This window comes from Georgenia wutianyii (assembly GCF_006349365.1).
Classification (GTDB): domain Bacteria; phylum Actinomycetota; class Actinomycetes; order Actinomycetales; family Actinomycetaceae; genus Oceanitalea; species Oceanitalea wutianyii.
Map to the genome: position 1 here is coordinate 2,935,108 of NZ_CP040899.1, position 25,340 is coordinate 2,960,447.

Below are 25,340 nucleotides of genomic sequence, written 5' to 3' on the forward strand. Positions count from 1 at the left end.
CGTCAGGTTACCCGCCGGTCGGTAGATTGCTCCCATGCCCGACCGTCCTGTCCCCTCCCGGCGTCAGGTGCTCGCCCTGGCCGGAGCCGGCGCCGCGGCCGTCGCGCTGGCCTCCTGCGCGGAGGAGGCGCAGGCCCCGCCGCCCCAGCCGGGCGAACGGCTGCTGCCCGTCTCGGAGATCCCCGTCGGTGAGTCGCGCTCCGTGCGGACCGCCGAGGGAGCCGAGCTCGTCCTCACCCGGGTGAGCGAGGACGAGGTCGTCGCGCTCAGCGCGGCGTGCACCCACCAGGGGTGCGCGGTGCGCCGGGAGACCGAGGACCTCGTGTGCCCCTGCCACGGCTCGCGCTTCGCGCCCGTCGACGGCGCGGTCCTCCAGGGCCCCGCCGACGAGCCCCTCCCCTCGGTGCCCGTCCGCATCGAGTCCGGCACCGTCGTCGTCGGCTGACCCCGCCCGGCCCGCCCACGCGAGCCCTCAGCCCTCACCCGCTCCCGCCGCCCCCTCCCCCCGGCACCGTCCCGCCGAGCGCTGGACCGTGCACACCCAGCCGCCCCCTCCCCGACCGGCAGATCGGGCGCACCCGGTGCGGCGTCGCCCTGAGGTGTGGAGTTCTGGACCTCTGAGGTCCAGAGCTCCACACCTGAGGCGCCCCCTCGTTCGAGATCCAGCGCTCGGCGGGGACGGGAGACCCCGGAGGCGGCCTCGCGTGGGGTGGCTAGACCGTGGTTCGGGCGGCGGGCGGGGCTGGGAGCCAGGCGGTGTCCTCGGGGGGCAGCCCCTCGCCCACGCGCCACTCGTTGAGGCGGACCACCCACTGACGGTGCTGCTCCTGCTGCCACTCGTGGACGTCCGCCAGGGTGCGGGCGCCGAGCTCGGGAAAGGCCGCGAACAGGCGGTCGAGCACGGCGAGCGTCGCGAGGACGTCGACCTCCGCGGTGTGCAGTCGGTCGTCCGTCTCGACCCCGTAGTGCGCGCAGAGGTCGACGAGCTTGCGCTTGCCCCGCCGCTCCCTGTCGAGCGAGCGGTCCAGGACGAGCGGGTCGACGACCGGCCCGGGCGCGCGGCCGAGCCGCTCGGCGACCGTCGGCAGCCCCCAGCGGACGAGCTCGTGCTCGAGGAGGGTGAGGTCGAAGCACGCGTTGTAGGCGACGACGGGGATCCCGGCGTCCATCGCCCAGGCGACCTCGGTGGCGATCTCCTCCAGCGCGGTGCGCGGGGCCACGCCCTCCGCGCGGGCGTGGTCGGTCGTCACGCCGTGGATGTCGCTGGCGACCGTGGGGATCTCCACCCCCGGGTCGAGGAGCCAGGTGCGCTGCCGGGTGCCGCGCGCGTCACGCAGGACGAGCGCCGCGGTGACGATCCGGTCGCGGCGCGGGTCCACGCCGGTGGTCTCGGTGTCGAACCCGAGGAACGGACCGTTCGCCCAGGTGTCCATGCCCGCCTCTCCCGCGCGGCGTGTGCGCCGGCGTCGTGGGCACCACTGTGCCGGCGACCACCGACACCGCGGCCGCCGCACGCGCGGGAGGAGGGGCACCGGCTCAGCGCGTGTAGTTCGGCGCCTCGACGGTGAGCTGGACGTCGTGCGGGTGGGACTCCCTGAGGCCGGCCGTGGTGATCCGCACGAAGCGGCCCTTCTCGACGAGCTCGGGCAGGTCGTGCGCCCCGACGTAGAACATCGACTGGTGCAGCCCGCCGACGAGCTGGTAGGCGACGGCCGCGAGCGGCCCGCGGTAGGGCACCTGGCCCTCGATGCCCTCGGGCACGATCTTGTCGTCGGTGTCGACGTCGGCCTGGAAGTAGCGGTCCTTGGAGTAGGAGACACGTCCGCGCGAGGCCATCGCCCCGAGGGAGCCCATGCCGCGGTAGTGCTTGTACTGCTTGCCGTTGACGAAGACGAGGTCGCCGGGGCTCTCGTCGCACCCGGCGAGCAGGGAGCCGAGCATGACGGTGTCCGCGCCCGCGACGAGCGCCTTGGCGATGTCGCCGGAGTACTGCAGGCCGCCGTCGCCGATCACCGGCACACCGGCCGGCCGGCACGCCTGGGCGGCGAGGTGGATAGCGGTCACCTGCGGGACGCCGACGCCGGCGACGACGCGGGTGGTGCAGATCGAGCCCGGCCCGACGCCGACCTTGACGGCGTCCGCCCCGGCGTCGACGAGCGCCTGCGCGCCCTCGCGGGTGGCGACGTTCCCGCCGACCACCTGGACGTGCCGGGTGGCGGGGTCGGTCTTGAGCCGGGTGACCATCTCGAGCAGGAGGCGGGCGTGGCCGTTGGCGGTGTCGGCGACGAGCACGTCGACGCCGGCGTCCACGAGCGCGGTGGCCCGCTCCCAGGCGTCACCGAAGAAGCCGATCGCGGCGCCGACGCGCAGCCGTCCCTCGTCGTCCTTGGTCGCGTTCGGGTACTGCTCGGACTTGACGAAGTCCTTGACGGTGATGAGGCCCCGGAGCACCCCGGCCTCGTCGACGAGCGGCAGCTTCTCGATCTTGTGCCGGGCGAGGAGGGCGGCGGCGTCCTCGCGCGCGATCCCGACCGGCGCGGTGACCAGCGGCATCGGCGTCATGACGTCGCGCACGAGCCGCGTGGCGAACTCCGAGCGCTCGATGAAGGCGGTGTCGCGGTTGGTGATGATGCCGAGGAGCACGCCGCGGTCGTCGACGACCGGCAGCCCGGAGATGCGGTAGCGCCCGCACTGCGCGTCGAGCTCGGCGAGGGTGGCGTCGGGCTGGATGGTCACCGGGTCGGTGATCATCCCGGACTCCGAGCGCTTGACCGTCTCGACCTGCTGGGCCTGGTCCGGGATGGACAGGTTGCGGTGGAGGATGCCGATGCCGCCCTGGCGGGCCATGGCGATCGCCATCCGCGACTCGGTCACGGTGTCCATCGCGGCGGACACGAGCGGGACGCGCAGGCTGATCTCCTTGGTCAGCCGCGCCGTCGTGTCCACCTCGGAGGGGATGACGTCGGTGGCTCCGGGCAGGAGGAGGACGTCGTCGTAGGTCAGGCCCGTGAGGCCGAAGGGGTCGGTGGAGTCGCTCACGGGACGATCCTACGTGCGCCCGCGGGCCGGTGGGTGCCGGGGTCTACTCGCGGACAGCGGCGGTGATCTCCGCCACGGCTGCCTGGGCGGTGCGCACGCGATGGACCTTGCGCAGCCAGATCGCCGGGCTCTGGCTGCCGAGGAGGAAGACCTCGACGTCCCCGCGCTCGGAGGCGCGGGTGACGATCTCCTCCGTGACGGGTGGGTTCCCGATGACGGCGAGGACCTTCGCCTCCCCGGGCGGGAGCCAGCTGTCGAGCTCGACGTCCGCGACGTGCTCCGCCCCGACGACGAGCGCGCCGAGGTCGTTCTCCGCCAGCCCGCCGGCGATGACGTGCGCCCGCACCCGGTCCTCCGGGGCGGCGAGGATGCGCACGGGCGAGGGGCCCGTGACGACGAGCTCGCGGATGGCCTGCATGAGCCCCACGTGCATGACGCCGTGCGGGTCGGTGCCGGGACGCTCACCCAGGCGCCGTCGGCCCTGGTCGACCATGTCCTCGGCGGGCTGGACGAGGTCGGTCCACACGGCGACGACGCCGGCCTGGCGGGTGGCCCGCTGGAGCATCCGGTGGACGCGCCGCAGGTCGGGCTCGACGGCGGCGGCCGCGAGGGTGAGCGGGTCGAGCGCGAGGGACCCGTCGTCGACGGTGACGGCCGGGACCTCGTCGGCGACGGTCTGCCCCTCCGAGCCGCCGGGCTCGGTGGCGATGCGGGCGGCGTCGGCGGGCGCGACCCCGCGCAGGGTGAGCCGGCGCATGGTCTGGAGCCGGGCGACGTCCTCGGGGGTGTAGCGACGGTGGCTGCCGGCCTGGTGCGCGGAGGGGCCGAGGCCGTAGCGGCGGTCCCAGGTGCGCAGGGTCGACGCGGCGACGCCCAAGGTACGCGCAACAGCTGCCACGGTCAGCGGTGCCGCCTCGAGCCGGGAGTCGCCGCTCCCCGCACCGGGGGTCGCTCGCGCCACCTGTCCTCCTCCGCCTCGACCTCGATCATCCACCCCGACAGAGATTAGGGCACCTCCGCCCCGGGCGCCGAACGCGCCCACCGCAGCGCGCCGCCGGTGACGCGCGCACCGGCCGTTCGTGAGTCGGTTCCTGAATCACTTCCGGAAGGGACTTGAACAACCCTTGCATCGGTTGCTAGGTTCAACCCATTCGCCCAGGCGGCCCCGAGTCGCAACCCGAACGAAGGAGCGCGGACATGGCAGAGCTCTCGAGGCTCCCCGGCCCGATCATGGATCTGTGGGAGTGGCAGTACCAGGGCAAGTGCCGCGAGGCCGACCCCAACCTCTTCTTCCACCCCGAGGGCGAGCGTGGAGGCACCCGCCGTCGGCGCGACGAGGCCGCCAAGGTCGTGTGCGCACAGTGCCCCGTGATCCAGCAGTGCCGTGAGCACGCCCTCAAGGTGCGCGAGCCCTACGGCGTGTGGGGCGGCCTGTCCGAGGACGAGCGCCTGCAGATCCTGTCCACCCCGCTGCGTCGGGCCAGCTGACTTCCGCGGCGTCGCCGCCGCACGACGACGGGCCCCGGCCCTCCATGACGGAGGACCGGGGCCCGTTGTTCGCGTCCGGACTAGGCGGACGTCACTTCTCGACGACGGCGAGGACGTCGCGCGCGGAGAGGATGAGGTACTCCTCGCCGGCGTACTTCACCTCGGTGCCGCCGTACTTGCTGTAGATGACGACGTCACCCACGGCCACGTCCATGGGGACGCGGTTGCCGCTGTCGTCGACGCGGCCGGGGCCGATGGCGACGACGGTGCCCTCCTGGGGCTTCTCCTTGGCGGTGTCCGGGATGACGAGGCCAGACGCCGTGGTCTGCTCGGCCTCGAGCGTCTGCACGACGATGCGGTCCTCGAGGGGCTTGATGGAGACCGACACTACGGACCTCCCCTTCACATGAGTGGGTACGGAACAAGGTCAGATCGCACCCTCCCCTACCGGGCCGCCGTCGCGGGGGTCGGCCCTGGGTTCGGGTGCTGGCGCTGCAGCAGTGCCGCAACATGCCCAAATCTATGCCCGGGTTAGCACTCGGTCAAGGCGAGTGCCAACGTGCTGCTCCCGTCCGCCGTCCACCTAGGATCGACGGGTGGACCCCAGTGCGCTGAGCAAGCTGCTCTCCCCGGAGGGCTGGGCGCTGCTCGGCCAGCTCCCGCCCTACGACGAGACGACCGCCCTGCGGCTGGCGAGCGGCCTGCGCGAGCGCGGGGTGGACGCCGAGCTCGTCGCCGCGGCGATGACGCAGTCGCGGCTGCGCGCCAAGGGCCGGGCCAAGTTCCGGGAGTTCGCCGACGGGGATGCTCTTCACCCAGGCGGGGCTCGAGCAGGCCACCCGGCTCACCGTCGCCGCCCGCCACGCCGCTCGCTACTCCGGGGCCGGCGCCACCCTCGTAGCCGACCTCGGCTGCGGGATCGGCGGGGACGCGATGGCGATGGGGGCGCTGGGGCTGTCGGTCCTCGCCGTCGAGCAGGACGAGCTCACCGCGGCGGTGGCCACCGTCAACACCCGTCACTTCCCCGACGTCACGGTCCGGCACGCCGACGCGATGGCCGTCGACCTGCGCGCCGAGGGCGTCGACGCCGTGTTCGCCGACCCGGCCCGCCGCACCACCGGAGGGCGACGGGTCTTCGACCCCCGGGCCTACACCCCGCCCCTGGACCAGCTGCTCGCGCTGCGTGAGCAGGTGCCCGCCCTCGGCCTCAAGGTCGCCCCGGGCATCCCGCACACGATGCTCCCGCCGGAGAGCCACGCCCAGTGGGTGAGCGTCGACGGCGACGTCGTCGAGGCCGGGCTGTGGTTCGGCGCCCTGGCTCCCGAGGGCCCGGGCCGCAGCGCGCTCGTCCTGCGCGACGGCGGCGCGCACACCCTGGCCGACGACGCCGTCGCCACCGCGGACGCGCCCGTGCGCACGGGTGAGGTCCGCCCGCTCGACCACTACCTCTACGAGCCCGACGGCGCGGTCATTCCGCGCCGGGCTCGTCGCCCGGGCCGGCGAGCTCGTCGGCGCCGGGCTGGTCGCGGACTCGATCGCCTACCTCACCGGCCCGCGGCTGGAGGACAGCCCGTTCCTCACCGCCTACCGGGTGCTCGACTCCCTCCCGTTCTCGCTCAAGCCACTGCGCACCTACCTGCGCGACCGTCAGGTCGGCACGCTGACGATCAAGAAGCGGGGCACCGCGGTGGAGCCCGCCCAGCTGCGCCGCCAGCTCTCGCTCAGCGGTCCCGCCAGCGCGACGATCGTCCTCACGCGCGTCGCGGGCCGGCAGACGGTCATCGTCGTCGAGCCGGTCTGAGCGCCCTGTCGTCCTCGCCGGGCACTCGACGGCATCATGGGCCCATGGAGATCCCCTTCGCGCCGTCGGCGCGGTCGACGATCGGCATCGAGTGGGAGCTCGCCCTCGTCGACGCCGACTCCGGGCACCTGCGCCAGGTCGCCCCGACGGTCCTCGAGGGGGTGCGGCCCGCGGGCGCGGACGCCCACCCCAACGTCCACCCCGAGCTCCTGCTCAACACCATCGAGGTCGTCTCCGGGGTGGCCGCGACCGTGCGCGAGGCGGGCACGGACCTCGAGCGCACGATCGAGGAGCTGCGCGCGGTGTGCGAACCGCTGCGGGTGGACCTCATGTGCGCCGGCACCCACCCCTTCGCCCAGTACGACGACCAGCGGGTGACGAACAAGGAGCGCTACGCCACCCTCATCGAGCGCACCCAGTGGTGGGGCCGCCAGATGGTCATCTACGGCGTCCACGTCCACGTCGGCGTCGAGCACCAGCGCAAGGTGCTGCCGATCCTGCGCGCGATGCTCTCCTACTTCCCCCACCTGCAGTCGCTGTCGGCCTCCCTCCCCGTTCTGGTCCGGGCGCGACACCGGCTATGCCTCCAACCGCGCGCTGCTCTTCCAGCAGCTGCCCACCGCCGGGCTGCCCCAGCTCTTCGACCAGTGGCAGGAGCTGGAGGCCTACACGCGGGACATGCTCCACACCGGCGTCATCGACCACTTCAACGAGGTCCGCTGGGACATCCGCCCGGCCCCGCACCTGGGCACCCTGGAGATGCGGGTGTTCGACGGCGCCTCGAACCTCACCGAGGTGCTCGCCCTCGCGGCGCTCACCCACTGCCTCGTCGAGCACTTCTCGACGATGCTCGACGAGGGCCGGGAGCTGCCGCGGATGCCCGCGTGGTACCTCCACGAGAACAAGTGGCGCTCGGCGCGCTACGGCATGGACGCCATCGTCATCCTCGACGCCGCGGGCAACGAGCAGCTCGTCACCGACTCCCTCGATGAGCTGCTGCGCACGCTCGAGCCGGTCGCCGACCGGCTGGGCTGCCTGGAGGAGCTCGACGGCGTGCGCACGATCATCCGCAAGGGGCGCGTCCTACCAGCGCCAGCGCCGGGTTGCCCGCCGCAACGACGGCGACCTCGACGCCGTCGTCGCCTCGCTCGTCGCCGAGATGAGGGCCGGCCGGCCGCTCTGAGCGTGTCCGCCCGCCGGTCCGGCCGGACGGTCAGGCAGCCGGGTCCGGCGCGGGTCTCCGGGCGGAGGTGGCCCGCCGCCTGCGCACCGAGGGCAGGGTGTAGAGCCCGGGCACCTGGCGCGTGACCCGCTCCACGCCCAGGCTGAAGAGGATCGCCCCGGCGGTCAGCACCAGCGGGAGCACCGGGGCGGCCCAGCCGATCCCGCGCAGCGACCGGCTCGAGCAGCGCGCTCAGGACGATCACCGGGTAGAAGTGCAGGACGTAGATCGGGAGCGTCCGGCGCCCCAGGAACTCCAGCCACCACATGGCGGGACTCCTGCTCAGCACCACGGCGAGAGCGACGCCGAAGGCGACGGCGAGGCAGCTCACGCCGAGGCGGACACCCGGGACCCGCATCGCGTCCGCCGCGGACACCGCTGCCGAGACGGCGAGGTAGCCTGCCGCGGCCACGACCGCGTGGCGCGGGCGCACCAGACGTGCTGCGTCCCGGACCCTGGGCCCCAGGAGCGCGGCCGCCAGGAAGAAGACGAAGTACGTCGCGATCTTGTCCAGCGTCATGTTCCCCGTGTCGAGCACGCCGGCCTCGAAGGCGACGGACACCACGGCGGCGAGCGTCAGCTGCGCCCACACCGGCAGCCGGCGGATCGCCCAGGCCACCACGAAGTACAGCGCCAGGGAGTAGATGAACCAGGTGCTGGTGCTCGCGTGGGGCCACACGAGGATCAGGCCGAGCTCACCCCAGGTCGGCACGTGGTCGAGGTTCGGGAGCACCCGGAACGCCAGCGTCCAGGTGAAGGACCACAGGACGTAGAGCCACAGCAGCAGGAGGACCCGCCGCGCGAGCAGGTGGCGCAGGTCCAGGGAGAGCGCCCTCGCGGCGAAGAGCCCGGCGGTGAAGAAGAAGAGCGGCATCCGGAAGGTCGTCAGCGCGCCGCCGGCCTCTCCCCAGAACCAGGCCAGGCCCACGTCGTCGAGGAAGAAGGCCGCGTGGTAGAGCACGACGAGGATGATCGCGCCCCCCTTGGCGACGTCCACCCAGCCCTCACGAGGCGGCACACCTGTAGTCATGAGGTGACGGTAGCCACGATCCCCTCGCCCGGCGGAGATGACCGGGGGGCCGAGGACGACGGGCGGAGGGTGAAGCTCGGGGTGAGGCCTCAGGCGCGCACGAGCGTGAGCGGCATGCCGGAGTCGACCGGGATGTCGATCGCCGACGGCGCCACGCCCGAACGCAGCATCGCCGAGCCGAGCGCGGCGATCATCGCGCCGTTGTCGGTGCAGTAGCGGATCGGCGGGATGCGCACCTCGATGCCGTGCACCTCGCCACGCTCGGCGAACAGCTCGCGCAGCCGCGAGTTCGCCGAGAAGCCACCGCCGACGACGACGGTCCCCGTGCCGGCGCGCTGGGCGGCGACCAGCGTCTTGCTCACCAGGACGTCGGCGACCGCCTCGGAGAACGAGGCCGCGACATCGGCGGCGGCGAGCTCCTCGCCCGCGTCCTCGACGCCCTCGACGTAGCGGGCCACGGCCGTCTTCAGTCCCGAGAAGGAGAAGTCGTAGGGGTGGCGCACGGCGTCCTTGCCCTTGGACAGCCCGCGCGGGAAGCGGATCGCTGCGCGGTCGCCCTCCCTGGCGAGCCGGTCGACGTGCGGGCCGCCCGGGTAGGGCAGCCCGAGCAGGCGGCCGACCTTGTCGAAGGCCTCCCCCGCGGCGTCGTCGAGCGTCTGGCCGAGCTCGACGACGTCGGTGGCGATGTCGCGCACCTCGAGCAGGCTCGTGTGACCGCCCGAGACGACGAGCCCGACGAAGCGCTCGGGGAAACGGACCGTGGACGAGCTCGTCCACGGCGATGTGCCCGATGACGTGGTTGACGCCGTAGAGCGGGCGGTCCAGGGCGAGGGCGAGGGACTTCGCGGCGGCGACGCCGACGGTGAGCGAGCCCACGAGTCCTGGGCCGGCCGTCACGGCGACGGCGTCGACGTCCTCCAGGCGGCACCCGGCGGCGTCGAGCGCGGCGTCGAGCGTGGGGACGAAGGCCTCGAGGTGGGCCCGGCTCGCGACCTCGGGCACGATGCCCCCGAAGCGTGCGTGCTCGTCCATCGAGGAGGCGGTGACGTCGGCGAGCAGCTCGCGGCCGCGGACCAGCGCGAAGCCGGTCTCGTCGCAGCTCGTCTCGATCCCGAGGACCAGTGGTTCGCTCACCCCCACAGGGTAGTGCGCCACCGTGCCGGGACACGTGTGGCCGACATCACCGGCACCGCGGGATGGGGCGCGCGGCCGGCGTCGTTGCCACCGACATGACGACCGACGTTCTCCAGCACCCCTCTGTCTCCCTCGACCCGCGGATCTTCCAGGACGCGCACACGACCAACCTCTTCACCGACGAGCCGGTCGACGTCGCGACGGTGCGTGAGGTCTACGAGGCGGTGCGCTGGGCGCCGACGGCGATGAACTGCCAGCCGCTGCGCCTGGCGCTGGTCGAGCGGGGCGAGGGCCGCGAGCGTCTCGTCGCGCACCTGGCCAAGGGCAACCAGGACAAGACCCTCGTCGCGCCGCTGAGCATCGTCGTCGCCTACGACCCGGCGTTCCACGAGCACTTCGACGTCCTCGCGCCGCACCGCCCCGGGGCCCGGGAGAAGATGGACGGCGACCCCGAGTTCCGCGACGGCTTCGCCCGCACGAACGCCCTCATCCAGCTCGGCTACCTCATCCTCGGGCTGCGCGCGGCTGGTCTCGCCGTCGGCCCGATGACCGGCCTGGACGCCGCTGGCGTGGACGCCGAGCTCTTCGCCGAGTCGGGCTGGCGCACCCTCGCGGTGCTCAACGTCGGGCACGCCGCGAGCGAGGAGGACGGGGCCGTTCGGCCGCGCGCCGGGCGCCTCGACTTCGAGACGGCCGCCGTCGTCCTGTGACCGCGGCCGGCCCCGGGCACTGGCCGCGCCCGTCAGCCGGCGGTGAGGTCCCCCAGGCCACCACGCAGCCGCAGCCGCATGACGACGGCGTCCTCGTCGCCGTAGTAGCGCGGCCGGGTGCCGATCTCCTCGAACCCCGCCCGGCGGTAGAGCCGCTGGGCGGCGTCGTTGCCGGCCCGCACCTCGAGGAACACGTGGCGGGCGCGGGCGGCACGGGCCCGCTCGAGCAGGTCGGCGAGCAGTGCCGCCCCCACGCCCCTGCCGCGGCTCGCGGGAGCGACCCCGACGGTCATGACCTCGGAGTCCTCCGCCAGCGCGATCCCCGCGTAGCCGACGAGCACGCCGTCCTCCTCGGCCGCGACGTAGTACCGGCCGGCCAGGGCGAGCTCGCCGAGGTAGACCTCGCGGGACCAGGCGCCACGACCGAAGAGCTCGGCCTCGAGCTCCATCACCCGGTCGAGGTCGCCCTCGCGCAGCGGCCGGAGGGTCACGAGGCCCGCTTGCGGGCTCCCGCCGGGGACACGTCCGGGCGGCGCAGGTAGAGCGGCTCGGTGCCGAGCGCGACGTCCTCACCGGCGTCGGCGCGCGCCAGGCGTGCCGCCACGATCCGCCCGAGCACGCCTGGGTCGACCTCGTCGGGGGTCCCCGGCGTCGGGGGCACGACGTCCGCGTAGAGCACCGCGCCCGCCCCGGCGACGACGACGGGCGGCTGGTCGACGGCCGCGCCCAGCGCGTCACCGGCGACGTCCGCCGCCGGGCCGACGCGAGGGCCCTCGAGCAGCTCGACGTCGTCCGCCCCGAGCGCGCGGTAGCGCGCGGAGTACACCTCCTTGCGCCGCGCGTCACCGAGGACGACGACGGTGGCGTCCGGCTCGAGGTCGAGGACCTGGCGCGCGAGGACGTCGAGGCTGCTCACGCCGTGGACGGGGATCCCGCGCGCCCGACCGAGGGCGAGCGCGGTGACGATGCCCACGCGCAGCCCGGTGAACGGCGCCGGCCCCGTGCCGACCGCGACCCGGTCGACGTCCGCCGTCGTGAGACCGGCCGCCTCGAGCACCTCGACGACGAGGGCGGACAGCCGCTCGGCGTGTCCGCGGTGGTCGGCGCTGCGCGCCCGGGCCAGGACGCCGGCCTCGGTGTCGTGGAGGGCGACGGCGCTGCCGGCGGAGGTGTCGATGCACAGGGTTCGCACGCGCCCAGGGTAGTCCGCGCGGGGCACGGCGGGCACGCGGCTACCGCTGCGCCGGGTCCTCGGTGGCGGTGTCCTCCCCCGGCGGGGGCGGCTCCAGCCCGGCGCGGACGTCGGCCGCGATCCGGGAGTCCGCGCGCCGGTAGTGGCGCACGAGCAGCCAGGCGACGACCGCGCCCACGACGATGATCGCGACCGGCACGAGCGGGGAGAGCGCGGCGGCGTCCTCCTGCTCCGCCGCCCGGGGCGGGGCCGTGCCGGACTCCCCGTGCCAACCGGCGAGGAAGGTCTGGAAGACCTCGGGGGGCAGCGAGCCCTGGAGCACGCCGCGGGCGCCCTCGGACACCGCGCGGACCTCCCCGTCGAGGAGCCCGAACCAGCCCTCGACGGTGTCGTCCGCGACGAGGACGGCATCCTCGGGGGCCCCGGCGACCGTCTCGGCGAGCAGCGTGTCCGCCACGACGGCGACGAGCTCGAGCCCGCCGTCCTCGGCGGCATGGACGACGGCGACGGCCTCGGCCACGTCCTCGACCTGGCGCAGCACCGGGGCGACCCACTCCGCGGTCTGCTCGGCCACCTGGTCGGCGTCCTGCCCCGTGAGGAAGGCCTCGGTCCACCTCGCGACGGGCCGGGGGGTGCCGACGGTGAGCTGGTCGGGCGCGTCGAGCTCCGCCGCGGTGAGGGCGCGGGGCCCCTGCTCGGCGAACCAGGCGACGACGTCCTCGGGCGCGGTCGTGACGACGACGGCGGGAGCGCCGGGGTCCTCGGTCGCGGCGAGGGCGGCGGTGGGGACGGCGACGAGCAGCGCGGTGAGCACCGCCCTGAGCAGCCGGTGGGTCACGGCCGGTCCCAGGCGTCCGCCCGCCCGACGGCGGAGGCGAGGTCCACACCCTCCCAGCGCGGCCCGACGGCGCGGACGGTGACCGTGCGGGTGCCCGCGTCGGCGACCTCGTCCTGCCCGGCCAGGCCGCCGCGGGGACGCGCGACGCTGATCTCGAGCCGGTCCTCGGTGAGGTCCTCGACCATCCCCTCGCCCCACTCGACGACGGTGACCGAGTCCTCCAGGGAGCTGTCGAGGTCGAGCGCGTCGACCTCGGCGAGGGACCCGAGGCGGTAGGCGTCGACGTGGACGAGGTCGGGGCCCTGCCCGAGGCTCGGGTGGGAGCGGGCGATGATGAACGTCGGGGAGGCGACCTGGCCCCGCACCCCGAGCCCGGTGCCGATGCCCTGGGTGAGGGTCGTCTTCCCGGCGCCGAGGTCGCCGGTGAGGACGACGAGGTCCCCGGCCCGGAGCACGCCGGCGAGCCGGCGGCCCAGCTCGCGGGTGGCCTCGGGGTCGGGCAGCTGCCAGGTGGTGCTCACGGGGTGACCTCCTGCGAGACGTGGGTACGGGGGACGCGGGTGCCGAGGCGGGTGACGATCTCGTAGCCGATGGTGCCGGCCGCCGCCGCCCAGTCCTCGGCCGTGGGGACGCCGTCGCGGGCGTCGCCGAAGAGGACGGCGACGTCACCGGGGGCGACGTCGGCGCCGGGGCCGAGGTCGACGACGATCTGGTCCATGCTCACCCGGCCGGCGATGCGCGCCCTGCGCCCGGCGAGCTGGACCGGCCCGGTGCTGCCGGCGTGGCGGGGGATGCCGTCGCCGTAGCCGAGCGGGAGGAGGGCGAGCCGCCCGGCCTCCGGGGTGGCGTAGGTGTGGCCGTAGCCGACGCGCGTGCCGACGGGGACGTCCTTGGTGAGGATGACGTCGGCCTCCAGGCGCATCGCCGCGCGCAGGCCGAGGTCGACGGGGCTCGCGACGTCGGGCGCCGGCGACAGGCCGTAGAGGGCGATGCCGGGCCGGACCAGGTCGAAGTGGGTCTCGGGGTGGAAGAGCGTCCCGGAGGACGCCGCGAGGTGGCGCACGGCGGGGTGCAGGCCCGCGCGGGAGACGACGGCGAGCGCCGCGCGGAAGGCCGCGACCTGCTCGGCGGTGGTGGAGGCCTCCGGCTCGTCGCCCCGGGCGAGGTGGGACCACACCCCGACGACGTCGAGCGTGCCCTCCGCGGCGAGCCGGGCGGCGTGGTCGACGAGCCCGTCCCACGCCTCGGGCCGGGCGCCGCCGCGGCCCATCCCGGTGTCGGCCTTGAGGTGGACGCGGGCGGGCCGGCCGGCGCGCACGGCGGCCGCGGCGAGCTCCTCCAGCGCCCACGGCGCGGCGGCCGAGACGTCGATCCCGGCGGCGACCGCGTCGGTCAGGGGCGCGCCCGGCGCGTAGATCCACGTGAGGAGCGGCTCGGTGACGCCCGCGGCGCGCAGGCCGAGCGCCTCCCCGAGCTGGGCGACGCCGAGCCAGGTCGCCCCGGCGGCCAGCGCGGTGCGCGCGACCGGGAGGAGGCCGTGCCCGTAGGCGTCGGCCTTGACCACGGCCATGACCTCCGCACGGCCGGCGACGGCGCGCAGCCGCTCGACGTTCGCGCGGATGGCGGCGTGGTCGACGACCGCCCGGGCCGGGTAGTAGCTCACAGTCCCCGAGTCTCCCACCTGTGCCCGGCCCTCAGGGTGAGGCCAGGACGTCGGCGACGACGCCGGGGAGGGCGTCGGCCACCGTGAGGGCGGTGACCGGGCCACCGGCGGACGCACGCGTCCCGGCCCGGCCGTGGAGGAGGGCCGCGGCCGCGGCGAGCTCGGCGGTGAGGGCGCCGTCCGGGTCTCCCCCGCCGGCGAGGTCCTCCGCGCGCTGGGCGAGCAGCGCCCCGAGCACACCGGCGAGCACGTCGCCGGTGCCGGCGGTGGCCAGCCACGGGCCGCCGTCGGCCTGGGTGAGGGTGGTGCCGCCCGGGGCGGCGACGACCGTCGTCGCCCCCTTGAGCAGGACGGTGGCGCCGGTGAGCGCGGCGGCGCGGCGGGCGGCGGGCAGCGGCGCGGCCTCGACGTCGGCGCGGCTCGTCCTCTCCCCGCGCTCGGTGAGGAGCTGGGCGAGCTCCCCGGCGTGCGGGGTGAGGACGACGGTCGCGGGCAGCCGCTCGGGGGCCAGGGCCAGCGCCCCTGCGTCGAGGACGGCGGGCAGGCCGTCGGCGAGCGCCCGGCGCAGGGCGTCGCGGACGTCCTCGGCGCGTCCCTCGTCGGCCGGGTCGACGCCGCTGCCGGCAGCCCAGGCCTGGACCCGGCCGCTGCCGGCGACGACCTCGGGGAAGCGTTCGTGGACGAGGCGGGTGGGGCCCTCCGGGCCGAGGTAGCGCACCATGCCCACGCCGGTGCGCAGCGCGCCGGCGGCGGCGAGGACGGCGGCGCCGGGGTAGGTCGTCGACCCGGCGACGAGGCCGAGGACACCGCGCGTGTACTTGTGGTCGGTGGGCAGGGGCGGGCGGAGCAGGTCGGCGACGTCGGCGGGGCCGAGGCGGGCGAGGGCCGCCTCCCCCAGCCCGAGCCCGATGTCGACGACGACGAGCCGTCCGGCGAGCGCCTCGGCCGGGCGGGCGAGCAGGCCCGGCTTGGCCGCGCCCATCGTCACCGTGACGTCCGCGCGCAGGACCGGCCCGGCCACCGTGCCGTCGTCGACCCCGATGCCCGAGGGGACGTCGACGGCGACGACGGTCGGCTCGTCGGGCATCGCGGCCCGCCGGTCGGCGAGCGCCGTGACGATCCCGGCGAGCGGCTCGCGCAGGGCGCCGCGCGCGCCGATGCCGGTGAGCCCGTCGAGCCACACCCCGGCGCGGTCGGCGAGGACGGTGAGGAGCTCCTCGCGTGGCCGGCCGGCGGCGTCGAGGACGTCGTGGGTGCGGACCCTGGCCCGGCGCGCCGCGGCCAGGCCGCGCTCGTGGGGGCGGTCGGTGCACAGCGCGGCGGCCACCTGCAGCCCGCGGCGGGCGAGGTAGGCGCCGGCGTACAGGGCGTCCCCGCCGTTGTTGCCACCGCCGACGAGCAGGAGCACCGTCGTGCCGCTGCGGCGCGCCCCGAGCCGGTCGAGCTCCTCGAGCACGGCCGTCGCGACGGCGAAGGCGGCGTGGGTCATGAGCGCGTCGGTCGGGGTGGCGGCGAGCAGGGGGGCCTCCGCCTCCCGGATCGCCTGTGCCTCGTGTGCGCGGATCATCAGCCCTCGGCGACGACCATGGCCGAGGCGATCCCGGCGTCGTGGGAGATGGACAGGTGCCAGGTGCGCACGCCGAGCTCGGCGGCCCGCTGCGCGACGGAGGCGCGCACGTGGACGACCGGCGCCCCGCCCGGCACACGCTCGACGGTGCAGTCCTGCCACGACATGCCGCCCGGTGCCCCGAGCGCCTTGGCGATGGCCTCCTTCGCGGCGAAGCGCGCCGCGAGCGAGGCCGGCGGCAGGCCGCGCTCCTCGGTGGTGAAGAGCCTGTCCCGCAGCCGGGGCGTGCGCTCGAGGGTCGCCATGAACCGTTCGACGTCGACGACGTCGATCCCCACCCCGACGATCACCGGCTCACTCCACGGTCACGGACTTCGCGAGGTTGCGCGGCTGGTCGACGTCGTAGCCCTTCGCCCGGGCGAGCTCGGAGGCGAAGATCTGCAACGGCACGACGGACACGAGCGGCGTCATGAGCGTCGGCGTGGCCGGGTAGCGGAAGACGACGTCGGCGTACGGCTCGACGGCGTCGTCGCCGTCCTCGGCGATGACGAGGGTCCGCGCACCGCGCGCCCGCACCTCCTGGATGTTGGAGATGACCTTGGCGTGCAGGGTGGGCCGGCGCGGCGTGGGGACGACGACGAAGACCGGCTGTCCCTCCTCGACCAGCGCGATCGGCCCGTGCTTGAGCTCCCCGGCGGCGAAGCCCTCGGCGTGGATGTAGGCGAGCTCCTTGAGCTTGAGCGCACCCTCGAGCGCCACCGGGTAGCCCACGTGCCGCCCGAGGAAGAGCACCGACGTCGTGTCGCGCATCGCGCGGGCGACCTCGCGGACCTCGTCCTGGCGGGAGAGGACCTCCTCGATGCGGGCGGGGATGCGCCCGAGCTCGGCGAGGTAGTCGGCGACCTCGTCGATGTACTTGTTGCCGCGCAGCTGGGCGAGGTAGAGGCCCAGGAGGTAGGTCGCGGTGATCTGGGCGATGAAGGCCTTCGTCGAGGCGACGGCGACCTCCGGCCCGGCGTGGGTGTACAGGACGGCGTCGGACTCCCGCGCGATCGTCGAGCCGTAGGTGTTGACGACGGCGAGCACCTTGGAGCCCTGCTCGCGCGCGTGCCGCACGGCCATGATCGTGTCCATCGTCTCCCCGGACTGGGAGACCGCGACGACGAGCGTCTTCTCGTTGACGACGGGGTCGCGGTAGCGGAACTCGTGGGCGAGCTCGACCTCGACCGGGATGCGGCACCAGTGCTCGATGGCGTACTTCGCGACGAACCCGGCGTAGGCGGCGGTGCCGCAGGCGACGACGATGATCTTGTCGATGCTGCGCAGGATCGTCTCGTCGATGCGCAGCTCGTCGAGCTTGAGACGGCCGAGCTCGTCGGTGCGCCCGAGCAGGGTGTCGGCCACGGCCTGGGGCTGGTCGTGGATTTCCTTGTCCATGAAGGAGTCGAAGCCGCCCTTGACGGCCGCGGCGGCGTCCCACTCGACGGTGAACGCCCGCGGCTCGACCTCCTGGCCGGCGGCGTCCACGACGGTGACGGAGTCGCCGGTGAGGGTGACGACCTGGTCCTGGTCGACCTCCAGCGCCCGCTTGGTCTGGGAGACGAACGCGGCGACGTCGGAGCCGAGGTAGTTCGCGCCCTCGCCCAGCCCGATGACGAGCGGGGAGTTGCGGCGGGCCGCGACGATCGTGCCCGGGTGGTCGGCGTGGACGGCGACGAGCGTGAAGGCCCCCTCCAGCCGCGCGGTCACGGCGAGCATCGCGGCGGTGAGGTCACCGGCGTAGGCACGTCCCAGGAGGTGGGCGACGACCTCGGTGTCGGTCTGGGAGAGGAAGAGCGCGCCGTCGGCCTCGAGCTCGCGGCGCAGCGCGGCGTAGTTCTCGATGATCCCGTTGTGGACGACGGCGAGGTTGCCGTCCCCGGACAGGTGCGGGTGGGCGTTCTCGTCGGTGGGGCCGCCGTGGGTGGCCCACCGGGTGTGCCCGATCGCGGCCCTGGAGGGCGGCAGCGGGTAGCGCTCGAGCTCGTCGAGCAGGTTCTGGAGCTTGCCTGCCTTCTTGCGCACCGCGAGCCCGCCGTCGGTGACGGCGGCGATCCCCGCGGAGTCGTAGCCCCGGTACTCCAGACGGGCCAGCCCGTCGAGCACGACCTCGGCAGGCGGGGTGCCTGCGCTCGCCACGGACACGGCACCCACGATTCCGCACATGTCGCCCAGGCTATCGTCTCGGGCGGCGGCCGGGCGCGGCACACCTCGCGGTAGGGGACACTGTGTGCCGTGACCCAGCCCGCGCTCCCGGCAGCCCCCACGTCGCTGTCCCCCTTCCTGGAGCTCGACCGCAGGGCGTGGAGCAGGCTGTCGGCGTCGACCCCGCAGCCGCTCACGGCCGGCGACATCGACCGCCTCCGCGGCCTGGGCGACCCCATCGACCTCGAGGAGGTCGACACGGTCTACCGGCCGCTGTCGAGGCTGCTGTCGCTGTACGTCGCCTCCTCGCGCCGGCTCGGGTCGGTGACGTCGACGTTCCTCGGGGAGCGGATGGGCCGCACGCCGTTCGTCATCGGGGTGGCCGGCTCGGTGGCCGTCGGGAAGTCGACGGCCTCGCGCCTCCTGCGCGAGATGCTGCGCCGCTGGTCCGGCACGCCCCGGGTGGAGCTCGTCACCACCGACGGCTTCCTCCACCCCAACGCCGAGCTCGAGCGGCGCGGGCTCATGACGCGCAAGGGCTTCCCGGAGTCCTACGACCAGCGCGCGCTGCTGCGCTTCCTCAGCGCGGTGAAGTCCGGGGTGCCGGAGGTGAGCGCCCCGGTGTACGACCACCTCACCTACGACATCGTCCCCGGCAAGCAGATCACCGTGCGCCGCCCGGACGTCCTCATCGTCGAGGGCCTCAACGTCCTCCAGCCGGCGCGCACGACGTCGGACGGCTCCCCGAGCCTCGCGGTGAGCGACTTCTTCGACTTCTCGATCTACGTCGACGCCCGCACCGACGACGTGCGCCGCTGGTACGTCGACCGGTTCCTCTCGCTGCGCCGCACCGCGTTCGCCGACCCACGGTCCTACTTCCGCCGCTACGCGGACCTCAGCGACGAGGAGGCGACCGCCACGGCGACCCGCATCTGGAGCACGATCAACGAGCCGAACCTCGAGGAGAACATCCTCCCGACCCGCAGCCGGGCCTCCCTCGTCCTCACCAAGGCGGGCGACCACCGGATGCGCCGGATGCGCCTGCGCAAGATCTAGCCGGAGGTGCTCGTGCGCTCGTCGCTGCCGCGCCCCGGCGCGGGCGGGTCCGCGGGCGGCACGTAGTCGGGGTCCAGGGCCCCCAGGCTCTCGGGCAGCTTGCTGCCCAGGCGCCGATGGACCCACCGCAGCAGCGCGTCGACCCCGAACCCGAGGAGCACGCCACCGGCCACACCGACGCCGACGGCGACGAGCGGGTGGTCGTGGAGGAAGACGCCGGCGCCCATGCCGAGCAACGTCGCGTACCCGCCCCAGAGGATGGCCGCGATCCCGGCGACGAGGACGAAGCGGGGGCGCGGGAAGCGCACGGCGCCCGCGGTCATGTTCACCGCCACACGGCCGATCGGGATGAAGCGCGCGGAGAGGATGAGGACGGTGCCCCGGTGGACGAGGGCGCGCCTGGCCCAGCCCAGGCTGGCCTGCCCGCGTCTTCCCTGGAAGATCCGCAACCGGTCGATGGGCACCTTCGTGCCGATCGTGTACGCGATGAGGTCCCCGGCGAACGCGCCCGTCGCGGCGACGAGGATGAGCAGCCACAGGTTGGGCCCCTCCCCGGTCATCGCGAGCACGGCGACGGCGATGACGATCGACTCGCTGGGGACCGGCGGGAAGAACCCGTCGATCATGGCGAGCGTGAGGACGGCGACCAGGAGCCACGGGGAGTCGGCCATGCCGAGGACCCAGGCCTCGATCCCCATCATCGCCTCGCTCACGAGGTTCTCACCGGGCTCACCTCACCATTGAATCCCGCCGGGCCCCGGATGTCACCGGGGAGGAGTCGTCGGTCCGGTCGGTGGTCAGCCGAGGGACAGGCGCGCACGCACGACCTCTGCCAGCTCGCCGGCGACGAGGTCGGCCTCCTCCTGGGTCGCGGCCTCGACCATGACCCGGACGAGCGACTCGGTGCCCGAGGGGCGGAGCAGGACGCGGCCGGTGTCCCCGAGGCGCGTCTCGGCGGCGGCGACGGCCTCCTGGAGGACGGCGTCCTGCCCTGCGCGCGCCTTGTCGACGCCACCGACGTTGAGGAGGGTCTGCGGCAGCCGGGTGACGATCGAGGCGAGGTCGGCGAGCGGGCGGCCGCTCTCCACGACCCGCGCCGCCAGGAGGAGCGCGGTGAGCAGGCCGTCGCCTGTCGTGGCGTGGTCGCTGGCGATGACGTGGCCGGACTGCTCACCGCCGAGGTTGAAGCCGCCCGCGCGCATGGCCTCGAGCACGTAGCGGTCCCCGACCCCCGTCTGCACGGTGCGGATGCCCGCCTCCCGCATGGCGAGGAGCAGGCCGAGGTTGCTCATGACGGTGACGACCAGGGTGTCCTCGGCGAGCTGCCCGCGCTCCTTGAGCGCGGTGGCGAGCACCCCCATGATCTGGTCACCGTCGACGATGGTGCCGGCGTGGTCCACGGCGATGCAGCGGTCGGCGTCGCCGTCGAAGGCCACGCCCATCGCCGCGCCGGAGGCGACGGTGACGGCCTGGAGCTGCTCGGGGTGGGTCGAGCCGCAGTCGTCGTTGATGTTGCGGCCGTCGGGCGAGGCGTTGATGACGACGACGTCGGCACCGGCCTCCCGCAGGGCGAGCGGGGCGATGTCGCTGGCGGCACCGTTGGCGCAGTCGATGGCGATGCGCAGGCCCTCGAGCGGTCGGCCGGTGGCGGCGACGAGGTGGTCGATGTACGTGCGGTCCGCGGAGCGCGCGTCCTCCTCGATGCGGCCCACGCCGTCACCCGTCGGGCGCGCCCAGTCGGTGCCCAGGCTCTCCTCGATGGCGTCCTCGATGGCGTCCTCGAGCTTGAAGCCACCTCGCGCGAAGAACTTGATGCCGTTGTCGGGCATGGGGTTGTGGGAGGCGGAGATGACGACGCCGAGGTCGACGTCCGTCGTCGCCGTGAGGTGTGCGACACCGGGCGTCGGCAGCACGCCGACCTGGACGACGTCGACGCCCGCGCTCGTGAGCCCGGCGGCGATCGCGGCGGAGAGGAAGTCACCGGAGATGCGGGTGTCACGGCCGATGACGGCACGTGGCCGGCGGCCCGAACCCTCCGTGCTGGCGGTGAGCACCCGCGCGGCGGCGGCGCCCAGCCCGAGCGCCAGCTCGGCGGAGATGTCCCGGTTGGCGAGCCCTCGCACGCCGTCGGTGCCGAAGAGTCGAGGCATCAGCAGTCCTTCACGTCTCAGGTCGGTGTCGAGATACGACGACGGTCCCGGGCCGGCGGAGCCGGCACGGGACCGTCGTCCATGGCGCAGGTCAGCGCTTGGAGTACTGCGGGGCCTTACGGGCCTTCTTGAGGCCGGCCTTCTTGCGCTCGACGGCGCGGGCGTCGCGAGTGAGGAACCCGGCCTTCTTCAGCGTCGGGCGGTTGGACTCCGCGTCGATCTCGTTGAGGGCGCGGGCCACGCCGAGGCGCAGCGCGCCGGCCTGACCGGAGATGCCGCCGCCGTGGATCCGGGCGATGACGTCGAAGCGGCCCTCGATGTCGAGGAGCGTGAACGGGGACTTCACGAGCTGCTGGTGCAGCTTGTTGGGGAAGTAGTCCTCGAGCGTGCGGCCGTTGATGGTCCAGTTGCCCGTCCCGGGGACGAGTCGGACGCGCGCGACCGCTTCCTTGCGGCGACCGAGCGCCTGGCCCGGAGCGGTGAGGCTCTGACCGGCGCCCTGGGCGGGCGCCTCGGTCTCGGTGGTGTAGCTGCTGGGGACGTTCTCGTCGTCCAGCTCGATCTCAGGAGTGGTCTCAGCCACAGTTCTCCTCGTGTCCTGGTGAGAGGCTGCCCGGTCCTGACGGACTACTGGGCAACCTGGGTGATCTCGAAGGCCTGCGGCTGCTGCGCGGCGTGGGGGTGCTCAGGGCCGGCGTACACCTTGAGCTTCTTGAGCTGGTCACGACCGAGGGTCGTCTTGGGCACCATCCCGCGCACGGCCTTCTCGATGACGCGCTCGGGGAAGCGCTCCAGCAGCTGTGCGTAGGTGGTCGCCTTGAGGCCGCCCGGGTAGCCCGAGTGGCGGTAGGCGAGCTTGTCTTCGAGCTTGCTGCCGGTGAGGGCGACCTTCTCCGCGTTGACGACGATGACGAAGTCACCGTTGTCGACGTGCGGAGCGAAGCTCGGCTTGTGCTTCCCACGGAGCAGGGTGGCGACGTGGGTCGCCAGTCGGCCGAGGACGACGTCGGTAGCGTCGATGACGTACCAGTTCTTCTCGACGTCGCCGGGCTTCGGTGTGTACGTGCGCACGGGCGTAGCCTTCGTTTCTCTCATCGAGGGCGGACACTGTGCGCGAGGCGCACTGCCGCCCATGGTCTGGTGATGCTCGCTGCGCGCATCCGCGCAGGCGCCGGCGAGTGGGAGCACCGGGGAGCGCAAAGGGATGCACAACGACATCCAAGGGTACCGCCGCGGTCCGGGCCTGGTCAAAGGGCCCGTGATCCGGGTCGAGTGAGACGCGCCACCGGTCAGCCCGGGGTACCCCCTTCGTCGGTGAGCCCGATGGGGTCGTTCTCGTCGCGCACGCGCACCGCTGCCTCCTCGGCGCTGGCCGCTCCCCCAGCGACCCCGACGTCGCGCGCCATCATGTCCTGCTCCCGCGTACCGCCGGCTCCGGCGGCCTCGTCGGGCACCGCCTCGAGCCGTCCGGCGCGGTCCGGCTCACGGGACGGGTCGGCCGCCACGGGAGCGTCCCAGACCTCCGGCTCCTCCGCCTCGAGCCGCTCGTCGAGCGTGTGGCCCTCGATGAGCTCGCGCTCGGTGAGGTTCTGGCCGCGCAGCGGGTCGCGCTCCGGCGGGGAGTACCCCTCCTCGATGAGGTCGTCGACCCCCCGCTCCTCGAGCGTGTCCTCCTTGGAGAGCTGGTCGGGTGTCCCCCTCGCCGGGCCACTGGAGGTCCGGGCTGGTCGCGGGGGTGTCCTCTGCTGGTTCGGTCATGGTTCCAGGCTGCCATCGGCTCCCGGCTCGCGCACGGGGAGCGGGGCGGGCAGCGGTGCGGACGTTGCGCGCCTGCGCCGCGCGCGCGGCGAGCTCCGCGTCGGGCGGGTAGGCGACCTCCTCGAGGGTGAGGCCGTGGGCGGGGGCGACGGCGACGGCCGGGTCGCGCCGCCCCGCGGCCAGGACCGCGGCCGGCCAGTCCACCGGGCGGCGCCCCTCGCCCACCGCGAGGCTCGCGCCGACGAGCGCGCGGACCATCGAGTGGCAGAACGCGTCGGCACGCACCGTGGCGACGACGAGCCCGCCGTCGGCCTCGGGCACCCGCTCCCAGCGCAGCACCTGCAGGGTGCGGATCGTCGTGGCCCCCTCCCGGGGCTTGCAGTACGCGGCGAAGTCGTGCTCCCCGAGCAGCCACTGGGCGGCGAGGTCCATCGCGGCGACGTCGAGCGGTCGCCCGTGCCACAGGACGTCGTGGCGGCGCAGGGGGTCACGGGTGCCCGGAGAGTCGGCGATCCGGTAGGCGTAGCGGCGGGCCACCGCGGAGAAGCGCGCGTCGAACCCGGCGGGGGCGGGGGCGGCGCGCCAGACGACGACGTCACCCGCGCCGCGGGGGTGTGCGCCCCGCCCGAGCACCCCGGCGAGCCGGGCGACGAGGGCCTCCCCCGGCGCGCGGTCGCTGCGCCCGGGCAGTGCCGCCCACGCCTCGCGCGGGACGTCGAGGTGGGCGACCTGCCCGCGGGCGTGCACGCCGGCGTCGGTGCGTCCCGCGACGGTGAGCCTGGCCGGCGCGGGGAGGCGCAGGACGGTGGTCAGCGCCTCCTCCAGGGTCCCCTGGACGGTGCGCAGGCCCGGCTGGGTGGCCCACCCGGCGAAGCCGGTGCCGTCGTAGCGCAGGTCGAGGCGGACCCTGAGGGTCCCGGTCGGGGTGGGGGTTCCTGCGCTCACCCGCCTGAGGCTAGTAGCGTCGGACGGGTGGACCCAGTGAGCACCGACGGCCGCGCGCCGGCCACCCTCGCCGTCGACTGCGGCGGAGGGGGGATCAAGGCCTCCGTGCTCGACGCCGCCGGCACCATGCACGCCGCGCCCGTCCGGGCGGCCACCCCCTACCCGCTGCCGCCCGAGCGCCTGCTCGAGACGATCCGCGCGCTCGCCGAGCAGCTCCCGCCGGCCGACCGCGCCACCGTCGGGATGCCCGGGATGATCCGCCACGGCGTCGTCGTGAGCACCCCCCACTACGTCACCCGCGCCGGCCCGCGCACCCGGGTCCTGCCCGAGCTCGTCACGGCGTGGGAGGGGCTGGACTTCCAGGACGCGCTCAGCGCGACCCTCGGGATGCCGGTCCTCCTCCTCAACGACGCCGAGGTGCACGGCGCCGGGGTCATCGCCGGCGCGGGCCTCGAGCTCGTCGTCACCCTCGGCACCGGGCTGGGCAACGCCCTGTTCGACGGCGGCCGTCTCGCCCCGCACCTCGAGCTCTCCCGCTCCCCCGCCCGCTGGGGGCTCACCTACGACGAGTACATCGGGGAGCACGAGCGGCTCCGGCTCGGCGATGCGATGTGGTCCCGTCGCGTCCGCCAGGTGGTCGACTCGCTGCGGCCGGTCTTCCTGTGGGACCGGCTCTACCTCGGTGGCGGGAACTCCCGCCGGATCACCCCGCAGGCGGTCGACCGGCTGGGCGACGAGGTGGTCGTCGTGCCGAACAGCGCGGGCATCGTCGGCGGCGTGCGGGCATGGGCCCTGGGCGGGATCAGCCCGAGCCGCCGGCCCTGACCGTGCCGGGGCCGACCTCCGCGACGAGGTCGAGCATGATGCGGTTGAAGTCCGCCGGGCGAACGAGGGAGACGAGGTGGTGGGCTCCGGGGACGACGTGGAGCCGGCCGTTCGCGCAGGCCGCGAGCAGCCGGCGCTCCTCGAGGCGGAAGTGGTCCCAGCGGCCGTTGACCAGTCGCACCGGCACGTCCCCGAGCGCCCGGAGGTCGGCGACGGGGTCGATGCCCGCGACGGCGGCGAGCGCCGCGTCCATCACCCCGAGCGCCATGCCGCCCGCGTCGAGGTCGGCGACGGCCTCCCGGGGCAGCGCGAGCCGGGCGAGGGTGTCGTTGAGGCCGCGTCCGCCGTCCGGCAGCCGGGCGATGAGCCGGGCCACCCGGCGGTAGCCGGCCAGCCCGGGCCCTCTGGGCCGGGTCGAGCAGCCCGCGGCGAGGACCCCGGCGACGGGCCGTGCGGTGCGGGCCGCCCAGTGCAGGGCGAGGTACCCCCCGAGCGACAGCCCCACGACGACGACGGCGCCGCCCGCGGACCGCGCGGCGTCCTCGATCGCCGCGTGGGCGCCGTCGAGCGTGAAGGGCTCGGCCGCGCGCTCGCCGTGCCCGGGCAGGTCCGGGGCGAGGGCGGGCACGCCGGCCTCCTCGAGCGCGGTGAGCTGGCGCAGCCACATCGTCCGCGACGCGCGGATCCCGTGCACGAGGAGGACCGTCACCGGCCGACCGTCGACGGTCTCCGGGCCGC

General features: G+C 74.6%; 23 protein-coding genes and 5 pseudogenes. 7 read left to right on the plus strand and 21 right to left on the minus strand.

What is annotated here, in order from left to right; all coding sequences use genetic code 11:
* The first annotated feature begins 34 nt into the window (after positions 1-34).
* Positions 35-445 (plus strand): QcrA and Rieske domain-containing protein, encoded by a 411-nt coding sequence (locus FE251_RS12905; RefSeq protein WP_139071212.1) that lies wholly within the window; start codon positions 35-37, stop codon positions 443-445.
* A gap of 268 nt (positions 446-713) precedes the next feature.
* Here the strand turns inward: FE251_RS12905 and FE251_RS12910 are convergent, their stop codons facing one another.
* The 3 genes from FE251_RS12910 to FE251_RS12920 form a co-directional block, all read right to left on the minus strand.
* On the minus strand, positions 714-1,433 hold the full coding sequence (locus tag FE251_RS12910; protein WP_139071697.1) for an exonuclease domain-containing protein: 720 nt from the start codon (positions 1,431-1,433) through the stop codon (positions 714-716).
* A 103-nt stretch (positions 1,434-1,536) separates the two neighbouring features.
* Complete coding sequence (gene guaB, locus FE251_RS12915) at positions 1,537-3,039, minus strand: IMP dehydrogenase (protein WP_139071698.1); 1,503 nt, start codon at positions 3,037-3,039, stop codon at positions 1,537-1,539.
* 43 nt (positions 3,040-3,082) lie between these two features.
* Positions 3,083-4,000, minus strand: a complete 918-nt coding sequence (locus tag FE251_RS12920; RefSeq protein WP_139948999.1) for a MerR family transcriptional regulator — start codon at positions 3,998-4,000, stop codon at positions 3,083-3,085.
* 236 nt (positions 4,001-4,236) lie between these two features.
* On the opposite strand from FE251_RS12920, the gene FE251_RS12925 reads away from it, so the two are divergent.
* On the plus strand, positions 4,237-4,527 hold the full coding sequence (locus FE251_RS12925) for a WhiB family transcriptional regulator (RefSeq protein ID WP_139071699.1): 291 nt from the start codon (positions 4,237-4,239) through the stop codon (positions 4,525-4,527).
* 91 nt (positions 4,528-4,618) lie between these two features.
* Here the strand turns inward: FE251_RS12925 and groES are convergent, their stop codons facing one another.
* The gene (gene groES / locus FE251_RS12930) at positions 4,619-4,915 is read right to left on the minus strand and encodes a co-chaperone GroES (protein WP_139071700.1); all 297 of its coding nucleotides are present in this window, start codon (positions 4,913-4,915) and stop codon (positions 4,619-4,621) included.
* A 208-nt stretch (positions 4,916-5,123) separates the two neighbouring features.
* Between groES and FE251_RS12935 the strand changes: the two are divergent.
* Both FE251_RS12935 and FE251_RS12940 read left to right on the plus strand, forming a co-directional pair.
* A pseudogene (locus FE251_RS12935) lies at positions 5,124-6,328 on the plus strand (class I SAM-dependent methyltransferase).
* Between the two features lie 44 nt (positions 6,329-6,372).
* A pseudogene (locus FE251_RS12940) lies at positions 6,373-7,511 on the plus strand (glutamate--cysteine ligase).
* Positions 7,512-7,743: 232 nt separating this feature from the next.
* On the opposite strand, the pseudogene FE251_RS12945 reads toward FE251_RS12940, so the two are convergent.
* Both FE251_RS12945 and tsaD read right to left on the minus strand, forming a co-directional pair.
* A pseudogene (locus FE251_RS12945) lies at positions 7,744-8,580 on the minus strand (acyltransferase family protein); the annotation flags it as partial.
* A gap of 89 nt (positions 8,581-8,669) precedes the next feature.
* Positions 8,670-9,714, minus strand: a pseudogene (gene tsaD, locus FE251_RS12950) (tRNA (adenosine(37)-N6)-threonylcarbamoyltransferase complex transferase subunit TsaD).
* Positions 9,715-9,809: 95 nt separating this feature from the next.
* Between tsaD and FE251_RS12955 the strand changes: the two are divergent.
* Complete coding sequence (locus tag FE251_RS12955) at positions 9,810-10,424, plus strand: malonic semialdehyde reductase (RefSeq protein ID WP_139071118.1); 615 nt, start codon at positions 9,810-9,812, stop codon at positions 10,422-10,424.
* Between the two features lie 32 nt (positions 10,425-10,456).
* Here FE251_RS12955 and rimI read toward each other — a convergent pair whose 3' ends face one another.
* Genes rimI through glmS form a run of 8 tightly spaced genes read right to left on the minus strand, consistent with a single transcriptional unit; the run spans position 10,457 to position 17,889 of the window.
* Entirely contained in the window at positions 10,457-10,915 is a 459-nt protein-coding gene (gene rimI, locus FE251_RS12960) for a ribosomal protein S18-alanine N-acetyltransferase (RefSeq protein WP_139071117.1), read from the minus strand.
* Positions 10,912-11,616, minus strand: coding sequence for a tRNA (adenosine(37)-N6)-threonylcarbamoyltransferase complex dimerization subunit type 1 TsaB (gene tsaB / locus FE251_RS12965; protein WP_139949000.1), 705 nt, complete (start codon positions 11,614-11,616; stop codon positions 10,912-10,914). Before tsaB ends, rimI begins: the two co-directional genes overlap by 4 nt.
* A gap of 40 nt (positions 11,617-11,656) precedes the next feature.
* Positions 11,657-12,454, minus strand: coding sequence for a hypothetical protein (locus FE251_RS12970; protein WP_139949001.1), 798 nt, complete (start codon positions 12,452-12,454; stop codon positions 11,657-11,659).
* The gene (gene tsaE / locus FE251_RS12975; protein ID WP_139071114.1) at positions 12,451-12,975 is read right to left on the minus strand and encodes a tRNA (adenosine(37)-N6)-threonylcarbamoyltransferase complex ATPase subunit type 1 TsaE; all 525 of its coding nucleotides are present in this window, start codon (positions 12,973-12,975) and stop codon (positions 12,451-12,453) included. The genes FE251_RS12970 and tsaE overlap by 4 nt, the downstream gene beginning before the upstream one ends.
* On the minus strand, positions 12,972-14,117 hold the full coding sequence (gene alr, locus FE251_RS12980) for an alanine racemase (protein ID WP_139949002.1): 1,146 nt from the start codon (positions 14,115-14,117) through the stop codon (positions 12,972-12,974). The genes tsaE and alr overlap by 4 nt, the downstream gene beginning before the upstream one ends.
* Before the next feature lie 31 nt (positions 14,118-14,148).
* Positions 14,149-15,684, minus strand: coding sequence for an NAD(P)H-hydrate epimerase (locus FE251_RS12985; RefSeq protein ID WP_139949003.1), 1,536 nt, complete (start codon positions 15,682-15,684; stop codon positions 14,149-14,151).
* Positions 15,684-16,034, minus strand: coding sequence for a holo-ACP synthase (locus FE251_RS12990; protein WP_139949004.1), 351 nt, complete (start codon positions 16,032-16,034; stop codon positions 15,684-15,686). The genes FE251_RS12985 and FE251_RS12990 overlap by 1 nt, the downstream gene beginning before the upstream one ends.
* A 4-nt stretch (positions 16,035-16,038) precedes the next feature.
* Positions 16,039-17,889: a glutamine--fructose-6-phosphate transaminase (isomerizing) gene (gene glmS, locus FE251_RS12995; protein WP_139071110.1), complete on the minus strand. Its 1,851-nt coding sequence runs from the start codon at positions 17,887-17,889 to the stop codon at positions 16,039-16,041.
* A gap of 69 nt (positions 17,890-17,958) precedes the next feature.
* Here glmS and coaA point away from each other — a divergent pair, with 69 nt between their 5' ends.
* Complete coding sequence (gene coaA / locus FE251_RS13000; RefSeq protein WP_139071109.1) at positions 17,959-18,924, plus strand: type I pantothenate kinase; 966 nt, start codon at positions 17,959-17,961, stop codon at positions 18,922-18,924.
* Here coaA and FE251_RS13005 read toward each other — a convergent pair.
* The 6 genes and pseudogenes from FE251_RS13005 to truA all read right to left on the minus strand — a co-directional run.
* The gene (locus FE251_RS13005) at positions 18,921-19,637 is read right to left on the minus strand and encodes a DedA family protein (RefSeq protein WP_139071108.1); all 717 of its coding nucleotides are present in this window, start codon (positions 19,635-19,637) and stop codon (positions 18,921-18,923) included. The genes coaA and FE251_RS13005 overlap by 4 nt on opposite strands.
* A gap of 84 nt (positions 19,638-19,721) precedes the next feature.
* Positions 19,722-21,074, minus strand: a complete 1,353-nt coding sequence (glmM, locus tag FE251_RS13010) for a phosphoglucosamine mutase (RefSeq protein WP_139071107.1) — start codon at positions 21,072-21,074, stop codon at positions 19,722-19,724.
* Positions 21,075-21,165: 91 nt separating this feature from the next.
* Positions 21,166-21,657 (minus strand): 30S ribosomal protein S9, encoded by a 492-nt coding sequence (gene rpsI, locus FE251_RS13015; protein WP_139071106.1) that lies wholly within the window; start codon positions 21,655-21,657, stop codon positions 21,166-21,168.
* A gap of 44 nt (positions 21,658-21,701) precedes the next feature.
* Entirely contained in the window at positions 21,702-22,145 is a 444-nt protein-coding gene (rplM, locus tag FE251_RS13020) for a 50S ribosomal protein L13 (protein WP_139071105.1), read from the minus strand.
* A 218-nt stretch (positions 22,146-22,363) separates the two neighbouring features.
* Positions 22,364-22,579, minus strand: a complete 216-nt coding sequence (locus FE251_RS15740; RefSeq protein WP_223147541.1) for a DUF5709 domain-containing protein — start codon at positions 22,577-22,579, stop codon at positions 22,364-22,366.
* 310 nt (positions 22,580-22,889) lie between these two features.
* Positions 22,890-23,777: pseudogene (gene truA, locus FE251_RS13030) on the minus strand (tRNA pseudouridine(38-40) synthase TruA); the annotation flags it as partial.
* A gap of 27 nt (positions 23,778-23,804) precedes the next feature.
* On the opposite strand from truA, the gene FE251_RS13035 reads away from it, so the two are divergent.
* Positions 23,805-24,602, plus strand: a complete 798-nt coding sequence (locus FE251_RS13035; protein ID WP_139949005.1) for an ROK family protein — start codon at positions 23,805-23,807, stop codon at positions 24,600-24,602.
* Here the strand turns inward: FE251_RS13035 and FE251_RS13040 are convergent.
* Positions 24,580-25,311 carry an alpha/beta fold hydrolase gene (locus FE251_RS13040; protein ID WP_139949006.1) on the minus strand — a complete coding sequence of 244 codons (732 nt, stop codon included), beginning with the start codon at positions 25,309-25,311 and terminating at the stop codon, positions 24,580-24,582. The two genes, FE251_RS13035 and FE251_RS13040, sit on opposite strands and share 23 nt — an antisense overlap.
* Between the last annotated feature and the right edge of the window lie 29 nt (positions 25,312-25,340).

Coding starts and splice junctions, on each gene's coding strand:
- glmM (WP_139071107.1), bottom strand. CDS start 21,074: ATGCCTCGACTCTTCGGCACCGACGGCGTGCGAGGGCTCGCCAACCGG.
- glmS (WP_139071110.1), bottom strand. CDS start 17,889: ATGTGCGGAATCGTGGGTGCCGTGTCCGTGGCGAGCGCAGGCACCCCG.
- FE251_RS12985 (WP_139949003.1), bottom strand. CDS start 15,684: ATGATCCGCGCACACGAGGCACAGGCGATCCGGGAGGCGGAGGCCCCC.
- FE251_RS12905 (WP_139071212.1), top strand. CDS start 35: ATGCCCGACCGTCCTGTCCCCTCCCGGCGTCAGGTGCTCGCCCTGGCC.
- FE251_RS12910 (WP_139071697.1), bottom strand. CDS start 1,433: ATGGACACCTGGGCGAACGGTCCGTTCCTCGGGTTCGACACCGAGACC.
- FE251_RS12925 (WP_139071699.1), top strand. CDS start 4,237: ATGGCAGAGCTCTCGAGGCTCCCCGGCCCGATCATGGATCTGTGGGAG.
- FE251_RS12955 (WP_139071118.1), top strand. CDS start 9,810: ATGACGACCGACGTTCTCCAGCACCCCTCTGTCTCCCTCGACCCGCGG.